We start from the raw sequence: 17,582 nt of genomic DNA on the forward strand, positions 1-17,582 counted from the left end.
TATGATGTTTGGTCGATTTACAGAAAGAGCACAAAAAGTATTGGCGCTGGCTCAAGAAGAAGCGATTCGTTTATCGCACAGTAACATTGGCACTGAACATATTTTATTAGGACTTGTCCGGGAAGGTGAAGGGATTGCTGCGAAGGCCCTTACGGCATTGGGGTTGAGCCCTGAGAAGATCCAGAAGGAAGTGGAAGGGCTGATCGGCAAAGGTACAGAGAAGTCCCAAACGATTCATTACACACCTCGGGCTAAGAAAGTGATTGAACTTTCAATGGATGAGGCCCGTAAACTCGGTCACTCATATGTAGGAACGGAGCATATTTTACTCGGGTTGATCCGTGAAGGCGAAGGAGTCGCTGCACGGGTGCTCGGAAATCTGGGTGTGAGCTTGAATAAAGCACGTCAGCAGGTACTTCAGCTACTAGGCAGCAATGATTCAAGCAACCACCAGGGCGGAGGCAATGCAAATGCCAACACGCCAACCCTTGACAGCTTAGCCCGTGACCTGACGGCGATAGCACGTGAAGGCAGCTTGGATCCGGTCATCGGAAGAAGTAAGGAAATCCAACGGGTGATCGAAGTTCTAAGCCGCCGTACAAAGAATAACCCGGTATTGATCGGGGAGCCTGGTGTCGGGAAAACAGCGATAGCAGAAGGTCTGGCACAACAGATCATTGCCAATGAAGTGCCGGAGATCCTGCGGGATAAACGGGTAATGACACTTGATATGGGTACGGTGGTCGCCGGTACGAAATACCGTGGTGAATTCGAGGACCGTCTGAAGAAAGTCATGGACGAAATCCGTCAGGCAGGAAACATCATCCTGTTCATCGATGAACTTCATACATTGATCGGAGCAGGTGGTGCAGAAGGGGCAATCGATGCATCGAATATCCTGAAACCATCCCTTGCCCGTGGTGAGTTGCAATGTATCGGAGCGACGACATTGGATGAGTATCGTAAATATATCGAAAAGGATGCTGCACTGGAGCGCCGTTTCCAACCGATCCAGGTCAATGAACCTACGGCCGAAGAGTCCATCCAGATTCTGAAGGGGTTACGGGACCGTTATGAAGCCCATCACCGCGTATCGATTACCGATGAAGCGATCGATGCGGCAGTGAAGATGTCTGACCGTTATATTTCAGACCGATTCCTTCCGGATAAAGCGATTGATTTAATTGATGAAGCCGGTTCTAAGGTGAGATTGCGCTCATACACGACACCGCCGAACCTGAAAGAGCTCGAAGCCAAGCTTGAAGAGATCCGCAAAGAAAAGGATGCAGCCGTTCAAAGTCAGGAATTTGAAAAAGCTGCTTCACTGCGGGATTCAGAGCAGAAGCTCCGTGAAGAGTTAGAGGAAACGAAGAATACATGGAAAGAAAAACAAGGTCAGGAAAACACAGAAGTGACCGTTGAAGATATCGCCAAGGTTGTATCGAACTGGACGGGAGTGCCTGTTTCAAAGCTTGCACAAACAGAAACAGACCGTTTGCTGAAATTGGAGGAAATCCTTCATTCCCGGGTGATTGGTCAATCTGAAGCGGTAGTCGCCGTTTCGAAAGCTGTCCGTCGTGCACGTGCCGGACTGAAAGATCCGAAGCGCCCGATTGGTTCCTTTGTCTTCCTTGGACCGACTGGTGTAGGGAAAACGGAACTTGCCCGTGCGCTTGCAGAATCGATGTTCGGGGATGAAGATGCGATGATCCGCATCGATATGTCCGAGTATATGGAAAAACACTCGACATCCCGCTTGGTTGGTTCACCTCCAGGATATGTAGGGTATGAAGAGGGCGGTCAACTGACTGAAAAAGTTCGCCGTAAACCATATTCTGTCGTCCTTCTCGATGAGATTGAAAAAGCCCACCCGGATGTATTCAACATCTTGCTTCAAGTGCTGGAAGATGGCCGTTTGACTGATTCGAAGGGCAGAACGGTCGACTTTAGGAATACGGTCCTGATCATGACTTCGAACGTTGGGGCACAGTCGCTTAAGAGCAATAAATATGTCGGCTTCAACATCCAGGATGGTCAGCAGGATTATAAGGATATGAAAGGGAAGGTCATGGAAGAGCTGAAGCGTGCATTCCGACCTGAATTCCTGAACCGTATCGATGAAATCATCGTGTTCCATTCTCTTGAAAAAGATCACTTGAAAGAGATTGTGACATTGATGTCCAATCAATTGACAACTCGCTTGAAAGAACAGGATATTCATCTGGAACTTTCAGCGGCAGCAAAAGAGAAGATCGCAGAAGAAGGATTCGATCCTGAATACGGGGCACGTCCACTTCGCCGTGCGATTCAGAAATATGTAGAAGATAAACTGTCAGAAGAGCTGCTTAGAGGCAAAGTACTTACTGGCCAGAATATCCTCATCGATGTAGAAGAGAATGAGTTTGTGGTCAAAGTTCAAAAAGAAGAAGCGGCAAACACGACGACATAATATGAAGAATGACAAAGAGGTACACGCAGATGCTTTACGTGTACCTCTTTTATCTTAAGAAAAGGTAGGACAGGCGGCAATGTGGAGACGGGTGGTTCATGTGGCTAGAGGCTCGAGGTCATATGTCAGGTTAACCAAAAAGGCAAAAAACGCCTTTCCGGTTAACCTGCCATATGCTTGTCGCCTTTGAGCAAGCCCCCTGCGCTTTTCATATTGTCTAGCTCCGCCGGCTAGTCCCTCGAGGTCACAAGGGAAAAATACCAAAAGGCAAAGACCGCCTTCCGGTATTTCCCCCCTTGTGCTTGTCGGGCCTACCAAGCCGGCTCCGCTTTTCTTGAATCCATTACATAAAACCGATACAATCATTCCAAATGGTATTGTCATGAATGGATGGGAGTACAAATAGAGTAAAAGAGGGGAAGAATAGTTTGGCTAAGAAAAAGACGAAGTTTGTGTGTTCATCATGTGGATATGAGTCTGCGAAATGGATGGGTAAATGTCCAGGGTGCAATGAGTGGAACACGATGGTGGAGGAAGTGGAGATGACGGGGAAGAAGCCCCGTGCGTCGTTTATGCATACTGAAAGCAACGGCCCTTCGAAGGCGGAGAAGCTGACTTCGATTGAAACGAAGCAGGAGCCCCGGGTGTTGACTGAATCGAAGGAATTGAACAGGGTGCTCGGTGGAGGTGTGGTGCCGGGGTCTCTCATCTTAATCGGAGGGGACCCGGGGATCGGGAAATCCACTTTGCTGCTTCAGGTGTCAGCTCAGCTGGCCGAGCAAAAGCATAAGGTACTTTATATATCGGGGGAGGAGTCCATTAAGCAGACGAAGCTGCGGGCTGATCGTTTACACGTGAATGCGGATGAGTTGTATATTTATGCGGAAACGAGTCTTGAGTTGATCCATCAAACGATTGAACAGATTTCTCCCGATTTTGTCATCATCGATTCGATCCAGACGATCTTTCATCCAGAGGTGACGTCAGCCCCGGGAAGTGTATCTCAGGTAAGGGAATGTACCGCTGAGCTGATGAGGATCGGGAAGACGAAGGGCATTGCGATCTTCATTGTCGGGCATGTTACAAAGGAAGGTTCGATTGCGGGTCCGCGCCTGCTCGAACATATGGTCGATACGGTGCTTTACTTTGAAGGGGAACGCCATCATTCGTACCGTATATTAAGGGCGGTAAAGAATCGTTTCGGTTCGACGAATGAGATGGGGATCTTTGAGATGAAAGAGCTCGGGCTTGAAGAAGTGGCGAATCCTTCTGAGATCTTTTTGGAAGAACGGTCCCAGGGGGCGGCAGGGTCGACGGTTGTCGCTTCCATGGAGGGGACGAGACCTGTGCTTGTAGAGATTCAGGCACTTGTAACCCCCACCAGCTTTAATAACCCCCGGAGGATGGCGACGGGGATCGATCACAGCCGTGTTTCCCTGATTATGGCGGTTCTTGAGAAGCGGGCAGGTATGCTGCTACAACAGCAGGATGCTTATTTGAAAGTAGCGGGCGGCGTGAAGCTGGATGAGCCTGCGATCGATTTGGCGGTTGCTGCGAGCATTGCCTCAAGCTTCCGGGATAAGGCATCCAGTGCCCACGATTGTATCATCGGGGAAGTTGGCCTTACAGGGGAAATCAGACGGGTGTCGAGGATTGAGCAACGTGTTCAGGAAGCGGCTAAGCTTGGATTCAAGCGTGTGATTCTGCCACAGAATAACTTGAGTGGATGGCATCCGCCGTCTGACATAGAAGTGAAAGGCGTGTCGAATATTAATGAGGCCCTCTCAATTATATTAGGAGGATAAACAATGGAAGATAAGAAGGCAAGAGATAAGTCCATATCAGATATACTGCAGTTCGTGGCTCCCGGCGCTCCGATAAGAGACGGAATTGATAATGTACTGCGGGCGAATACGGGTGGTTTGATCGTCGTTGGCTATAACGACAAGGTGAAGTCTGTTCTTGATGGAGGGTTTCATATCAACTGTGCGTTTTCCCCAAGCTATCTGTATGAACTTGCCAAGATGGACGGGGCGATCATCCTGAATGAAGCAGGGACGAAGATCATCCTGGCCAATGCCCAGCTTGCTCCGGACATATATGTCCCTTCCACGGAAACCGGGATGAGGCATCGTACGGCAGAGCGGGTTGCCCGCCAGACGAATGCGCTTGTCATTGCGATTTCCCAGCGTAGAAATGTCATCACCCTATATCAAGGGAGTTTCCGGTATGCGTTAAAGGACATCTCTGTCATCTTGACGAAGGCCAACCAGGCAATACAGACACTTGAGAAATATAAAGTCGTGCTTGATCAGAGCATTTCGAATCTGTCGGTGCTTGAGTTTGAAGAACTGGTGACCCAGAGTGACTTATTGAAGGTGCTGCACCGCTTTGAAATGGTGCTCAGGATCAAGAATGAACTGCTGACCTATTTAAGCGAACTGGGAGTCGAAGGAAGGCTGATTCGCCTGCAGATGAATGAACTGCTGTCAGATATCGAGGATGAAGCGATGCTGATCATCAGGGATTATTCCCATGAGCGGAACATCAAGCCTTTCGAGCTGCTCTATAAGTTCCAGGAGCTTGTACACTCGGAGGTTTTAGAGGATAACGTACTGTTCAAGCTATTGGGTTATCACGGGTATGTTCACCATGATGATGCGATCTTCCCGAGGGGCTACCGTGTATTGAATAAAATTCCCCGCCTGCCGATCGTCATCATTGAAAACCTGATCACCCGCTTTGACACGCTCCCTCAAATCGTGAGTGCATCTGTGGATGACCTGGATGAAGTGGAAGGGATCGGTGAAGTTAGGGCAAGGAAGATCAAGGAGGGGCTTAAGCTGATTAAGGAGCAGACGTTTGCCGACCACCAGCTGTAGTGTGATGCCCTTCTTTTTCCTCAATTGGTACATTTGTATCATTTTCAAAAAATTGACAGTTCCTTTCAGACGTGTTAGCCTTCACTTAAGGAATCCATTATGATGGGATACGTATATCAAAATGATGTCGATTCGGTTAAATTTTAAATTCTCAAGCTTATGACGTTTCAAAAATAGTAAATTGTTTATAATGAATAGGAGGAGGTGAGGGAATGTTAAAAAGAATCGTTCAAGCGTGCTTCCTGATTGTCGGGGGTACATTAGGGATCTTTCTTCTTCCCGAGTTATTTACCGTCATTAATTTATCAGACATTCCTTTAATTAATAACCCTTATATGACTGCTATATTTGGTGCCATCATCTTTTATATTCTTTCGTTTTGGGCAGTCGAGTATGTTGTCAATTTCGTCAAGTGGTTTGAAGATAGTTTAGTAAAGGCCCCGGTGACCGATTTGCTATTCGGCAGTTTAGGTCTTATCATCGGTCTGTTTGTAGCCTATTTGTCCGGTATTCCGTTCAATCAGATGCAGATTCCGATTGTGAATACCGTCGTGCCGATTCTATTGACATTGCTTCTTGGATATTTAGGATTTCAGGTAGGTTTCAAGAAACGGGATGAACTGGTCAGTCTTTTTGGCGCGTCTGCCCGCGGAAAGAAAAAAGACCTGGAAGAAGATGCAGAAGAAGTGGGTGTGAAAACCCTTAAGATCCTCGATACGAGTGTCATCATCGATGGCCGTATAGCGGATATTTGCCAAACCGGGTTTTTGGAAGGGATCGTCGTGATTCCACAGTTTGTATTGGAAGAGCTCCAGCATATTGCCGATTCGTCGGACGTGTTGAAGCGTAACCGCGGACGCCGCGGGTTGGATATCCTGAACCGGATCCAGAAAGAACTTCCTGTCGAGGTCCAGATTTATGAAGGGGACTTCGAGGAGATTCAAGAAGTGGATTCTAAGCTTGTAAAGCTTGCAAAGATCACCAATGGCATCGTTGTGACCAACGATTTCAACTTGAATAAAGTATGTGACCTTCAAGGTGTACAAGTATTGAACATCAATGATCTGGCCAATGCGGTCAAGCCGGTCGTCCTGCCTGGCGAAGAGTTGAAAGTGCAGGTCATCAAAGACGGGAAAGAGCATAACCAGGGAATTGCGTACCTGGATGACGGTACGATGATCGTCGTAGAGGAAGGACGCAACTATATTGGAAAGTATATCGATGTACTGGTGACATCTGTCCTGCAAACGTCGGCAGGCCGAATGATTTTCGCAAAGCCGAAGCAGCTTGAAAAAGCCTTATAAGTTTAAAGCTATGCCCTGACTCATGTCATCCTGTGAGGTATAATAAATAGTATGACATGAGAGTTAAAGGGGTTATCGTATGGAATATGAAGTGGTCATCCCGGCTGCGGGTCAGGGAAAGCGAATGAAGGCAGACAGGAATAAGCTGCTCCTTGAATTGAATGAGTGCCCTGTCATCATCCATACACTGCGTGTCTTTGAACAGGATGCCCGGTGTAAAGGGATTTATTTGGCGATTCATCCGTCGGAGCGGGATACGTTCACCGCATTGCTGAAGCGTTTCGGAATCACGAAAGTCGTGAAGCTCGTAGACGGTGGGAAAGAGCGTCAGCACAGTGTGTATCATGCATTGCTTGAGGTGGATCATGAGATTGTTCTCGTCCATGACGGGGCAAGACCATTTATTAAAGAATCGACCATTCACCGGTTGGTGGAGAAGACACATTCTGCAGGAGCGGCGATTGCTGCTGTCCCTGTCAAAGATACAATCAAGAAAGTGCTGGATGGAAAAGTCGAGGAAACGATTGAACGCTCAAGCTTGTGGATGGTTCAAACCCCACAAGCTTTTCGTGTTTCCGTCTTGAAAAAGGCCCATGACGAAGCACAACGTGAAGGCTTCCTTGGAACAGATGACGCTTCGCTGGTAGAAAGGATGGATGTGAAGGTATCCGTTGTCGAAAGTGATTATGACAATATCAAACTGACAACGCCTGAGGATCTATATTTTGCCGAAGCGATCTTAAAGAAACAAGAGGAAAAGAGTGGAGGGAATAATCATGTTTAGGATTGGACAAGGTTTTGATGTTCATCAATTAGTGGAAGGAAGACCCCTGATCATGGGAGGCATTACGATTCCTTACGAAAAAGGATTATTGGGTCATTCGGATGCGGATGTATTGCTGCATGCGGTTGCGGATGCGTGTTTAGGTGCGATTGCAGCAGGTGATATCGGAAAGCATTTCCCTGACACAGATCCTGAGTTCAAGGATGCCGATTCTGCAAAGCTCCTTCAGCATGTATGGGCGCTTGTGAAAGAGGAAGGCTATGAACTGGGAAATATCGATTGTACGATCATTGCCCAGAAGCCGAAGATGGCTCCGTATATCGATGAAATGAGACAGAGCATCGCGACACTGCTTGAAGCGGAAATCACTGATGTGAACGTAAAGGCGACAACTTCCGAGAAACTTGGATTCACCGGAAGAGGCGAAGGGATTGCCGCCCAAACCACCATTTTAATTAAAAAGAAGTAAGGGATAAATTCGCTTTATTCCCTTACATAACGGTGTTAAAATAGGTCATAGACTTTTAAGTTCGATTCATTAGAGGAGGAAAACAAATGACACAAGAAGTACGCGTCCGTTATGCCCCGAGTCCGACGGGTCATTTACATATTGGAAATGCCAGAACCGCTTTATTCAATTACCTGTACGCCCGCAGCACAGGCGGGAAGTTCATCATCCGTATTGAAGACACGGATAAGAAGCGTAATATCGAAGGCGGCGAAGAAAGTCAGCTGAAATATCTTCAGTGGCTTGGCATCGATTGGGATGAAAGCGTGGATAAGCCAGGTGAATACGGTCCTTACCGTCAATCTGAGCGTAATCATATTTACGAGCAATACTTGAATGAGCTGCTCGAAAGCGGACAAGCATATAAATGCTATTGTACGGAAGAGGAGCTTGAAGCGGAGCGCGAAGCCCAGTCAGCATCAGGTCAGATGCCACGCTATTCAGGCAAATGCCGTAACCTGACACAGGAAGATCAGGAGAAACTGGCGGCAGAAGGCCGTCAGCCGAGCATCCGTTTCCGTGTCCCTGCAGGAAGAGTATTCTCTTTCAATGATATTGTGAAAGACGATGTAGCCTTTGAATCTGACGGCATCGGTGATTTTGTCATCGCGAAGAAAGATGGCACGCCTACGTATAACTTTGCCGTAGCGGTTGATGATTACCTGATGAAGATCACCCACGTCCTTCGCGGGGAAGATCATATTTCCAATACACCTAAGCAATTGATGATCTTTGATGCTCTTGGATGGGAAGCGCCTGTATACGGGCATATGACTCTGATCGTCAATGAAAGCCGTAAAAAGTTAAGTAAGCGTGATGAAAGCATCATCCAGTTCATTGAGCAATATGAAGCATTGGGATATCTGCCGGAAGCGTTATTCAACTTCATCGGATTGTTAGGCTGGTCTCCAAAAGGGGAAGAAGAGCTTTTCTCAAAGGAAGAGTTCATTGAAATCTTTGATCCTGAGCGCTTATCCACTTCATCAGCCCTGTTTGATAATCAAAAGCTGACATGGATGAACAATCAGTACATGAAGAACCTTGAGCTGGAAGAAGTCGTTGCGCTGTCCCTGCCTCACTTGATCAGTGCCGGGAAGCTTGATGAAAATATGTCCGCTGAACAGCGTGAGTGGGCAAGCCGAGTCATTTCTTTATACCAGGAGCAAATGAGCTTCGGTGCAGAAATCGTCGAGCTGTCTGAAATGTTCTTCAAGGCGGACCTTGAATATGATGAGGAAGCAAAGGCTGTATTGGATGAAGAGCAGGTACCTGAAGTCCTTCAAGCTTTCCTGACTGAAATCGATGCCCTTGAAACGTATGAGGCGGCTGAAATCAAATCGTCCATCAAAGCGGTACAGAAGTCTACCGGCCATAAAGGGAAAAAGCTGTTCATGCCGATCCGCGTAGCGGTCACCGGACAGACGCACGGCCCTGAACTGCCGAATGCGATTGAGCTTTTAGGGAAAGATACAGTGAAACACCGTCTTCAAAGTCTTTTAGGTTAACATTTTAAAGGATATGTAATATAGTAAGAGTATCAATATAAATGATATCGCGTTGAAGAGGAGAAGTAAGAAGCGGATGCTTAGAAGAGAGAACCATCACCGGCTGAAAATGGTTTAAGCCCCTCCGATTCTGAAATGCACCTCAGAGCCCGTTACTGAAATATAGTAGGTAAAGGCGGTTCCCTACCGTTAACAGGGTTCGAGTTGGGGAAGGGTCCATCCTTCCCAATCAGAGTGGAACCGCGCTTATAAAGCGTCTCTGTCAGTTTAATGACAGGGGCGCTTTTTTTATTGGCTTGATGCCTCAGGTTTGTCGGGGCTCTCCAAGCCGCCTGCGGATGAAGTATACAGAAGAGAGGGGATTGAATGTTTAAGTCGTTTAAGGAAGATATAGATGTCGTGTTTGATCAGGATCCTGCAGCGAGGAACTATGTGGAGGTCATCCTCACGTACTCAGGGCTCCATGCAATCTGGGCCCACAGGGTTGCCCATGCGTTTTTCAAGCGCAAATTCTTTTTCATTGCCAGGGTCATTTCACAGGTGAGCCGTTTCTTCACAGGGGTGGAGATCCATCCCGGGGCAAAGATCGGCCGCCGCTTCTTCATCGATCACGGAATGGGCGTCGTCATCGGAGAAACGTGTGAAATCGGGGATAATGTGACGATCTTCCAAGGGGTCACCCTCGGTGGGACCGGTAAGGAAAAAGGAAAGCGTCACCCGACGATCCAGGATAATGCCCTGATTGCGACAGGAGCAAAAGTGTTAGGATCGATCATAGTTGGGGAAAATTCAAAAGTAGGGGCAGGATCGGTCGTTTTGAAAGATGTCCCGCCGAATTCAACCGTAGTCGGGATACCGGGCAAGGTCGTCATCCAGGACGGCGTGAAGATACAGAAGGACCTGAACCACTGTGATCTTCCCGATCCGATGAATGACCGTATGAAACTGATGGAACAGGAAATGAATGAACTGAGATCTTTACTGAAGGAATATGAGGGAAGGAGTCGATCATTGTGACGATTCGTTTATATAATACACTGACAAGAAATAAAGAGGAATTTAAGCCCTTGGAAGAGGGGAAGGTCAAAATGTATGTGTGCGGGCCTACCGTATATAATTATATCCATATAGGAAATGCACGTCCTGCGATTGTGTTCGATACAGTGCGCCGTTATTTGGAGTATAGAGGTTACGATGTGCAATTCGTATCGAACTTCACGGATGTGGACGATAAGCTGATCCGTGCGGCGAATGAGCTTGGGGAGGATGTCCCGACGATTGCAAAGCGGTTTATCCAGGCTTATTTCGAAGACACTGGGGCGCTTGGCTGTAAGAAAGCGGATATCCATCCGACCGTAACGGAGAATATCGATACGATCATCGAATTCATTTCTGCACTGGTTGAGAAAGGATACGCCTACGAATCTCAAGGGGATGTTTATTATCGTACAAGAAAGTTTGATGGGTACGGGAAACTTTCTCACCAGCCGATTGACGAACTGAAAGCAGGAGCGCGAATCGATGTGGGAGAGAAGAAGGAAGACGCCCTTGACTTCGTGTTGTGGAAAGCGGCGAAGGAAGGCGAAATCTCCTGGGAGAGCCCTTGGGGTGAAGGCCGTCCAGGCTGGCATATCGAATGCTCGGCAATGGCGAAGCGTTACCTGGGGGACACCATTGATATCCACGCAGGTGGACAGGATCTGACTTTCCCTCATCATGAAAATGAAATTGCCCAATCAGAGGCACTGACAGGCAAGACGTTCGCGAAATATTGGATGCATAACGGCTACATCAATATCGATAATGAGAAGATGTCTAAATCACTCGGCAACTTTGTGCTCGTCCATGACATTATCAAGGAGCAGGATCCGCAAGTGCTTCGCTTCTTCATGCTTTCTGTCCATTATCGCCATCCGATCAACTATAACCTTGAGCTTCTTCAAAGCGCAGAGGCCTCTTTAGACCGGATCAAGACAGCGTATGAAAACTTGAAGCACCGCCGGGAGTCAAGCATGGACCTGACAGACAGCAACCAGGAATGGCTCGATAAGGTCGCAGAGCTGAAGACTCAGTTCATTACGGAAATGGATGATGACTTCAATACGGCCAACGGGATTTCCGTGTTGTTCGAATTATCGAAGCAGGCGAACTACTATCTGATGGAGAAGAACACATCCACAGAAGTCATTGATGGTTTCCTGAGTCAATTCGAAGATTTCTTCTCTGTGCTCGGGCTCACCCTTCAGGAAGCAGAGCTATTGGATGAGGAAGTGGAAGAGCTGATTGAAAAGCGTGTCCAGGCGCGTAAAGACCGCAACTTCCAATTGGCCGATGAAATCCGCGACAAGCTGAAAGAGATGAATATCATCCTCGAAGATACACCTCAAGGCATTCGCTGGAAAAGAGGATCTTAATGCTGAGGGAAATCAATGAACAAATAGATGCAAAACAAATCAATGCACTTGCACTTGCTTATATGGGGGATGCCGTATATGAAACCTATGTACGGCAGCTCCTGCTGACAAAAGGGAAGATCAAGCCGAATCAGCTGCACAGGGCTGCGACTAAATTTGTTTCCGCCAAAGCGCAGGCGGCTATATTAAAGACATTGTTTGATCAGGATCTCCTGACAGAAGAGGAAATCGCGATCGTCAAGCGGGGCCGCAATGCAAAATCAGGGACGACCCCGAAAAATACGGATGTACAGACTTATAAACACAGCACTGCTTTTGAGGCACTCATCGGATATTTGTTTTTGCTTAATCGCACCGAGCGATTAGAGGAACTGTTGAAGATCATTTTTGAACAAGCCCAGGCAGGAAGGGAGGAAACGAAATGAGTAAAGATTTTATCGGCGGAAGAAACCCCGTCATGGAAGCGTTGAAGTCAGGAAGGGATATCAATAAGATTTGGATCGCGGAAGGGTCACAGAAAGGCTCGATCCAGCAGATCGTCGGACTTGCAAAAGAAATGAATGTGATGGTCCAGTACGTCCCTAAGAAGAAGATCGAGCAGATGGTATCGGAAAACCACCAGGGGGTTGTCGCCTCTGTCGCAGCCTATCAATATGCAGAAATTGACGATTTATTTCAGAGAGCAGCACAAAAGGGGGAGGACCCCTTCATCCTCATCCTTGATGAACTCGAAGATCCCCACAATCTCGGCTCGATCATGAGAACCGCTGATGCAGCCGGTGCACATGGCATCATCATTCCGAAGAGAAGGGCGGTCGGGCTCACTTCGACGGTTGCGAAGGCATCCACCGGGGCAATCGAACATATCCCTGTTGCCCGTGTGACCAATCTGTCAAGAGCGGTCGATGAGTTGAAAGAACGGGGTGTATGGGTGGCCGGAACCGATGCAAAAGGGAAACAGGATTTCCGCCAGCTAGACGGCACACTTCCGATCGGCTTGATCATCGGAAGTGAAGGAAAAGGGATGAGCCGTATCCTGAGGGATAAATGTGATTTCCTTGTCCAGCTGCCAATGATCGGTCACGTGACATCATTAAACGCTTCGGTGGCAGCCAGTATATTAATGTATGAGGTCTATCGCAAGCGCCATCCGCTGGGAGAATAGTAGACATGGATATTCTTCTTGTAGACGGCTATAACATAATCGGTGCCTGGTCAGAGTTGAATGAGTTGAAGCAGAAAGACTTAGCGGCAGCAAGAGACCGTCTCGTCGAACTGATGGCGGAATATCAGGGGTATACGGGTTACCGGGTCATCGTGGTGTTCGATGCCTATTACGTCCAGGGGATCGCCCGGAAGTACAATAACTATAAAGTGGAAGTGCTGTTTACGAGAGAAAATGAGACGGCCGATGAACGGATTGAAAGATTGGCCATAGAATTGAGCAATATCAAGACGCAGATCCATGTTGCGACATCGGATTTCACAGAACAGTGGGCAATATTTGGTCAGGGGGCCCTTCGCAAATCTGCGAGGGAGCTCTTGACTGAAGTGAAAGTCATTGAGAAAAAAATAGAGCGGAAAGTGCGGAATTCGAGTGAAAACCGGCCGGCATCAAAGATCCAGCTTTCAGAAGAAGTTGCTGAAATTTTCGAAAAATGGCGCCGTGGGGAACGATGACAGGTTGACGATTGAATTTTCTGTAATGTATAATATTTCTATCTATTGTTTTGCGCGGGGGGATGTGTGTGTGTGGGCAATTTCATCAGAACAGAAGCATTTGATACACGATTAGAAGGCATGGATGATGAACAGATCATAGAAGCCGTCCATCAGGGTCACAGCGAAGCGTTAGATTTTCTGATCAGGAAATACCGTAATTTTGTCAGGGCGAAAGCCCGCTCGTACTTTTTGATTGGGGCCGATAAGGAAGATATCGTCCAGGAAGGTATGATCGGATTGTATAAGGCGATCCGGGATTACAGGGAGGACAAGCTGACTTCTTTTAAAGCGTTTGCAGAGCTTTGCATCACCAGGCAGATCATCACGGCGATCAAGACAGCCACGAGGCAGAAGCATATTCCGTTGAATTCATACGTTTCACTGGACAAGCCCATCTATGATGACGAGTCTGACCGGACGCTGCTGGATGTCATTTCCGGTACGAAGGTGATGGATCCGGAAGCGCTGATTATCAACCGTGAAGAATTCGATAACATGGAAGATAAGATGGCCCAGCTGTTGAGTGACCTTGAGAGGAAAGTACTGGCACTATATTTGGACGGTCAGTCCTATCAGGAGATATCCGAAGAACTGAACCGGCATGTGAAGTCCATCGACAATGCCCTGCAGCGGGTGAAAAGAAAGCTCGAACGCTACCTGGAAGTGCGTGAGATTACGATGTAATCATATTGACACAATTTGGTGACCGTGTTATTTTTGATAGGACTTACTATGTATAGTATAGGTGGAATATATGGCTGCTAAATTAATACTTGCTTGTACGGTGTGTGGTTCCAGGAATTATAGTGTACCGGCTAATCGTAATCAAGCAGTTCGGTTGGAATTAAAGAAATTCTGTAATACATGTAATGCCCACACCCTACACAAAGAAACAAAATAGTGGAGTGCCACTTGGGGTATTGATATTAGTTGGAGGTTACAAACGGATGTTTAAATTCTTTCGCAATGTTGCATCAGAAATGAGAAAGGTCAGCTGGCCTAAACGTAAAGAGTTGACGCGCTACACAATCACCGTTATTACGACAGTGGTATTTGTTGCCCTTTTCTTCGCTGTCATCGACCTTGGCATCTCAGAACTTATGCGATTGATCATTGGTTCTAAGTAAGGGAAAACAGAGAATTAGTTGTATATATACCATGAAAGCATGGTATAATGAATGTTAATAGAGTACATGACCTTAGAGCCCGTTATCTTTTTACGGGTTTTTTCATTTGCAGAAAAGGCGAATAGGTATTCTTAAATAGCGAGGAGGGACGGACGTTTAGTCCTATTACATGGAGAAGAATTGGTATGTCGTCCATACTTATTCAGGATACGAGAACAAGGTAAAAGCAAACCTTGAAAAGCGTGTTGAGACGATGGGGATGCAAGATAAGATCTTCCGCGTGATCGTGCCTGAAGAAGAAGAGACAGATTATAAGAATGGCAAGAAGAAAGTCGTGAAGAAGAAAGTATTCCCAGGTTACGTCATCGTAGAAATCGTCATGACGGATGATTCCTGGTATGTTGTGCGCAACACGCCTGGTGTGACAGGATTTGTCGGTTCATCGGGTTCTGGATCCAAGCCGACTCCGTTATTGCCTGAAGAAGTAACAAATCTTCTGAAGCAAATGGGCATGACTGAGAAGAAAGTAGAGATCGACTTTGAATTGGGAGAGACGGTAAGAGTGAACGAAGGTCCGTTTGCGAACTTCACCGGCTCGATCGAAGAGATTGATAATGCGAAGTCAAAAGTGAAAGTCCATGTTAATATGTTCGGCAGAGATACCCCGGTAGAACTGGATTTCTCTCAAATTGATAAATTATAATGGAAAAGAACTTGAAATCACTCTGAAAAAATGATACTATTTCATAAGTCAGTGCGTCTCCGCAAAGAGATACTGAAACTAATAGACGTTCTTTATGTTGATAAAGACATTTTTTACATGAGTGGGAGGGTGAAAAACCCAATAACCACATCACGGACTTAAGGAGGTGTGTCTCGTGGCTAAAAAAGTTATTAAAATGGTTAAATTGCAGATTCCTGCCGGTAAAGCTAATCCAGCTCCACCAGTCGGTCCTGCACTAGGTCAAGCAGGTGTTAACATCATGGGATTCTGTAAGGAATTCAATGCTCGTACAGCAGATCAAGCTGGCTTAATCATTCCTGTTGAAATTACGGTATTCGAAGACCGTTCATTTACATTCATCACAAAAACTCCACCCGCTGCTGTTCTTCTTAAGAAAGCTGCTGGTATCGAGTCTGGTTCAGGCGAACCAAACAGCAAGAAAGTGGCAACACTTAAACGCGATAAAGTACGTGAAATTGCTGAAACAAAAATGCCTGACTTAAATGCAGCTAGCGTTGAATCAGCTATGCGCATGGTAGAAGGAACTGCACGCAGCATGGGTATCGTCATCGAAGACTAATACCAGGCTCCGTTTGCACTCAAGGTTCCTGTTGAACAAGGTTGCGATGATGAAATGTACGTTTCACTCGCAACCTTATTTCGTGGGAGGTTATTCCGCTAAAACCACATATAGGAGGAAATAAAAATGGCTAAAAAAGGTAAAAAGTTTCTTGAAGCTCAAAAGCTTGTAGACCGTTCTACAGCTTATTCAGTTGAAGAAGCAATCGAATTAGTAAAGAAAACAAACTTCGCTAAGTTTGACGCAACGATCGAAGTAGCGTTCCGCTTAGGTGTAGATACTCGTAAAAACGACCAGCAAATCCGTGGAGCAGTTGTACTTCCACACGGAACTGGTAAAACTCAAAAGGTTCTTGTATTCGCTAAAGGCGAAAAAGCAAAAGAAGCAGAAGCTGCTGGCGCTGACTTCGTAGGTGATGCAGAACTAATCAACAAAATCAACCAAGGTTGGTTCGAGTTCGACGTAATCGTAGCAACTCCAGACATGATGGGTGAAGTTGGTAAACTTGGTCGCGTATTAGGACCTAAAGGTTTAATGCCAAACCCTAAAACTGGAACAGTTACATTCGACGTAACGAAAGCTGTCAACGAAATCAAAGCTGGTAAAGTTGAATACCGTGCTGACAAATCAGGTAACGTACACGTTCCTGTTGGAAAGATTTCTTTCGACAACAACAAGCTTGTTGAAAACTTTGCTACAATGTATGAAACAATGCTTAAAGTTAAACCTGCTGCTGCAAAAGGAACTTACATGAAGAACGTTTCTGTAACTTCTACTATGGGACCTGGCGTTAAAGTCGATCCTTCAACTTTCGCAGTTAAGGCATAATTTGGTATTGACTTACTGAGAGCTAGTGATTATAATTAGTTCTGTTGTTAAAAAACAAATACATTTGTACCGTAGACAGTAGGTGCTCTTCAAGAGCTTAATGCCCTGCCGAGGTAATTGCGATAAAATAACCGCTTTTAGCGTGTTTGCAATGCCCTTATGTCTACCTTGATATAAGGGCATTTTTTATTGGATGACGGTATAAATGTTCATCAGTCAATCTACAGGAGGTGTAATGATGAGCAGCATTCTAGAGCAAAAGCAACACATCGTTGGAGAAATCTCTGACAAGCTAAAAAACAGTGTATCTACAATCGTTGTAGATTACCGTGGCCTAGATGTTTCCGAAGTTACTGAACTTCGTAAACAACTTCGTGAAGCTGGTGTCGACTTCAAAGTGTACAAAAACACGATGGTACGTCGTGCAGCAGAAGAAGCTGGTCTTGAAGGGTTAAACGAATTCTTAACTGGTCCAAACGCAATCGCGTTTAGTTCAGAGGATGTAGTTACACCTGCAAAGATCCTTAACAGCTTCGCTAAAGAACACGAAGCGCTTGAAATCAAAGCGGGTGTCATCGAAGGAACGCTTACTTCAGTTGAGGATGTTAAAGCAATCGCTGAACTTCCAAACCGCGAAGGACTTCTTTCTATGCTACTCAGCGTGCTTCAAGCACCAATGCGCAACTTCGCGTTGGCAACAAAAGCCGTTGCAGATCAAAAAGAAGAGCAAGGCGCGTAAGTTAAAGCAAGTCGTT

19 protein-coding genes and 2 other annotated features are annotated in these 17,582 nt (G+C 46.4%); all 19 genes read left to right on the plus strand.

Annotated features, from left to right (window positions below):
• The first annotated feature begins 1 nt into the window (after position 1).
• On the plus strand, positions 2–2,449 hold the full coding sequence (clpC, locus tag KH172YL63_RS00595; RefSeq protein WP_173104333.1) for an ATP-dependent protease ATP-binding subunit ClpC: 2,448 nt from the start codon (positions 2–4) through the stop codon (positions 2,447–2,449).
• A gap of 428 nt (positions 2,450–2,877) precedes the next feature.
• Positions 2,878–4,254: a DNA repair protein RadA gene (radA, locus tag KH172YL63_RS00600; RefSeq protein ID WP_173104334.1), complete on the plus strand. Its 1,377-nt coding sequence runs from the start codon at positions 2,878–2,880 to the stop codon at positions 4,252–4,254.
• 3 nt (positions 4,255–4,257) lie between these two features.
• Positions 4,258–5,331 carry a DNA integrity scanning diadenylate cyclase DisA gene (gene disA, locus KH172YL63_RS00605; protein ID WP_173104335.1) on the plus strand — a complete coding sequence of 358 codons (1,074 nt, stop codon included), beginning with the start codon at positions 4,258–4,260 and terminating at the stop codon, positions 5,329–5,331.
• Positions 5,332–5,543: 212 nt separating this feature from the next.
• Complete coding sequence (locus tag KH172YL63_RS00610; RefSeq protein WP_173104336.1) at positions 5,544–6,635, plus strand: PIN/TRAM domain-containing protein; 1,092 nt, start codon at positions 5,544–5,546, stop codon at positions 6,633–6,635.
• A gap of 79 nt (positions 6,636–6,714) precedes the next feature.
• Positions 6,715–7,419: a 2-C-methyl-D-erythritol 4-phosphate cytidylyltransferase gene (ispD, locus tag KH172YL63_RS00615; RefSeq protein WP_173104337.1), complete on the plus strand. Its 705-nt coding sequence runs from the start codon at positions 6,715–6,717 to the stop codon at positions 7,417–7,419.
• Positions 7,412–7,888, plus strand: a complete 477-nt coding sequence (gene ispF / locus KH172YL63_RS00620; protein ID WP_173104338.1) for a 2-C-methyl-D-erythritol 2,4-cyclodiphosphate synthase — start codon at positions 7,412–7,414, stop codon at positions 7,886–7,888. The genes ispD and ispF overlap by 8 nt, the downstream gene beginning before the upstream one ends.
• Before the next feature lie 86 nt (positions 7,889–7,974).
• On the plus strand, positions 7,975–9,432 hold the full coding sequence (gene gltX / locus KH172YL63_RS00625) for a glutamate--tRNA ligase (protein ID WP_173104339.1): 1,458 nt from the start codon (positions 7,975–7,977) through the stop codon (positions 9,430–9,432).
• Positions 9,433–9,475: 43 nt separating this feature from the next.
• Positions 9,476–9,696: a binding site (T-box leader), on the plus strand.
• 102 nt (positions 9,697–9,798) lie between these two features.
• Positions 9,799–10,449, plus strand: coding sequence for a serine O-acetyltransferase (gene cysE, locus KH172YL63_RS00630; protein WP_173104340.1), 651 nt, complete (start codon positions 9,799–9,801; stop codon positions 10,447–10,449).
• Entirely contained in the window at positions 10,446–11,846 is a 1,401-nt protein-coding gene (cysS, locus tag KH172YL63_RS00635; protein ID WP_173104341.1) for a cysteine--tRNA ligase, read from the plus strand. Before cysE ends, cysS begins: the two co-directional genes overlap by 4 nt.
• Positions 11,846–12,271 (plus strand): Mini-ribonuclease 3, encoded by a 426-nt coding sequence (locus KH172YL63_RS00640; protein ID WP_173104342.1) that lies wholly within the window; start codon positions 11,846–11,848, stop codon positions 12,269–12,271. The genes cysS and KH172YL63_RS00640 overlap by 1 nt, the downstream gene beginning before the upstream one ends.
• A complete protein-coding gene (gene rlmB / locus KH172YL63_RS00645; protein ID WP_173104343.1) occupies positions 12,268–13,011 on the plus strand; it encodes a 23S rRNA (guanosine(2251)-2'-O)-methyltransferase RlmB in 744 nt (247 codons plus the stop codon). The genes KH172YL63_RS00640 and rlmB overlap by 4 nt, the downstream gene beginning before the upstream one ends.
• Before the next feature lie 5 nt (positions 13,012–13,016).
• Entirely contained in the window at positions 13,017–13,526 is a 510-nt protein-coding gene (locus KH172YL63_RS00650) for an NYN domain-containing protein (protein WP_173104344.1), read from the plus strand.
• Positions 13,527–13,598: 72 nt separating this feature from the next.
• Positions 13,599–14,252: an RNA polymerase sporulation sigma factor SigH gene (gene sigH, locus KH172YL63_RS00655; RefSeq protein ID WP_269475181.1), complete on the plus strand. Its 654-nt coding sequence runs from the start codon at positions 13,599–13,601 to the stop codon at positions 14,250–14,252.
• Positions 14,253–14,322: 70 nt separating this feature from the next.
• Entirely contained in the window at positions 14,323–14,469 is a 147-nt protein-coding gene (rpmG, locus tag KH172YL63_RS00660) for a 50S ribosomal protein L33 (RefSeq protein ID WP_173104345.1), read from the plus strand.
• A 46-nt stretch (positions 14,470–14,515) separates the two neighbouring features.
• Positions 14,516–14,695 (plus strand): preprotein translocase subunit SecE, encoded by a 180-nt coding sequence (gene secE / locus KH172YL63_RS00665; RefSeq protein WP_044340513.1) that lies wholly within the window; start codon positions 14,516–14,518, stop codon positions 14,693–14,695.
• Between the two features lie 169 nt (positions 14,696–14,864).
• Positions 14,865–15,398 carry a transcription termination/antitermination protein NusG gene (nusG, locus tag KH172YL63_RS00670; RefSeq protein ID WP_173104346.1) on the plus strand — a complete coding sequence of 178 codons (534 nt, stop codon included), beginning with the start codon at positions 14,865–14,867 and terminating at the stop codon, positions 15,396–15,398.
• Between the two features lie 175 nt (positions 15,399–15,573).
• The gene (gene rplK, locus KH172YL63_RS00675) at positions 15,574–15,999 is read left to right on the plus strand and encodes a 50S ribosomal protein L11 (protein ID WP_032085258.1); all 426 of its coding nucleotides are present in this window, start codon (positions 15,574–15,576) and stop codon (positions 15,997–15,999) included.
• 126 nt (positions 16,000–16,125) lie between these two features.
• Positions 16,126–16,827: a 50S ribosomal protein L1 gene (rplA, locus tag KH172YL63_RS00680; protein ID WP_173104347.1), complete on the plus strand. Its 702-nt coding sequence runs from the start codon at positions 16,126–16,128 to the stop codon at positions 16,825–16,827.
• Positions 16,828–16,878: 51 nt separating this feature from the next.
• Positions 16,879–17,023: a sequence feature (ribosomal protein L10 leader region), on the plus strand.
• 42 nt (positions 17,024–17,065) lie between these two features.
• A complete protein-coding gene (gene rplJ / locus KH172YL63_RS00685; RefSeq protein WP_173104348.1) occupies positions 17,066–17,566 on the plus strand; it encodes a 50S ribosomal protein L10 in 501 nt (166 codons plus the stop codon).
• Positions 17,567–17,582 lie beyond the last annotated feature (16 nt).

The organism is Bacillus sp. KH172YL63, assembly GCF_011398925.1.
Lineage (GTDB): Bacteria > Bacillota > Bacilli > Bacillales > Bacillaceae_B > Rossellomorea.

Excerpts from the sequence above, each read along its gene's own strand:
- clpC (WP_173104333.1), top strand. The coding sequence starts at position 2 with ATGATGTTTGGTCGATTTACAGAAAGAGCACAAAAAGTATTGGCGCTG.
- disA (WP_173104335.1), top strand. The coding sequence starts at position 4,258 with ATGGAAGATAAGAAGGCAAGAGATAAGTCCATATCAGATATACTGCAG.
- KH172YL63_RS00610 (WP_173104336.1), top strand. The coding sequence starts at position 5,544 with ATGTTAAAAAGAATCGTTCAAGCGTGCTTCCTGATTGTCGGGGGTACA.
- ispD (WP_173104337.1), top strand. The coding sequence starts at position 6,715 with ATGGAATATGAAGTGGTCATCCCGGCTGCGGGTCAGGGAAAGCGAATG.
- ispF (WP_173104338.1), top strand. The coding sequence starts at position 7,412 with ATGTTTAGGATTGGACAAGGTTTTGATGTTCATCAATTAGTGGAAGGA.
- gltX (WP_173104339.1), top strand. The coding sequence starts at position 7,975 with ATGACACAAGAAGTACGCGTCCGTTATGCCCCGAGTCCGACGGGTCAT.
- cysE (WP_173104340.1), top strand. The coding sequence starts at position 9,799 with ATGTTTAAGTCGTTTAAGGAAGATATAGATGTCGTGTTTGATCAGGAT.
- KH172YL63_RS00640 (WP_173104342.1), top strand. The coding sequence starts at position 11,846 with ATGCTGAGGGAAATCAATGAACAAATAGATGCAAAACAAATCAATGCA.
- rlmB (WP_173104343.1), top strand. The coding sequence starts at position 12,268 with ATGAGTAAAGATTTTATCGGCGGAAGAAACCCCGTCATGGAAGCGTTG.
- KH172YL63_RS00650 (WP_173104344.1), top strand. The coding sequence starts at position 13,017 with ATGGATATTCTTCTTGTAGACGGCTATAACATAATCGGTGCCTGGTCA.
- rpmG (WP_173104345.1), top strand. The coding sequence starts at position 14,323 with ATGGCTGCTAAATTAATACTTGCTTGTACGGTGTGTGGTTCCAGGAAT.
- secE (WP_044340513.1), top strand. The coding sequence starts at position 14,516 with ATGTTTAAATTCTTTCGCAATGTTGCATCAGAAATGAGAAAGGTCAGC.
- nusG (WP_173104346.1), top strand. The coding sequence starts at position 14,865 with ATGGAGAAGAATTGGTATGTCGTCCATACTTATTCAGGATACGAGAAC.
- rplA (WP_173104347.1), top strand. The coding sequence starts at position 16,126 with ATGGCTAAAAAAGGTAAAAAGTTTCTTGAAGCTCAAAAGCTTGTAGAC.
- rplJ (WP_173104348.1), top strand. The coding sequence starts at position 17,066 with ATGAGCAGCATTCTAGAGCAAAAGCAACACATCGTTGGAGAAATCTCT.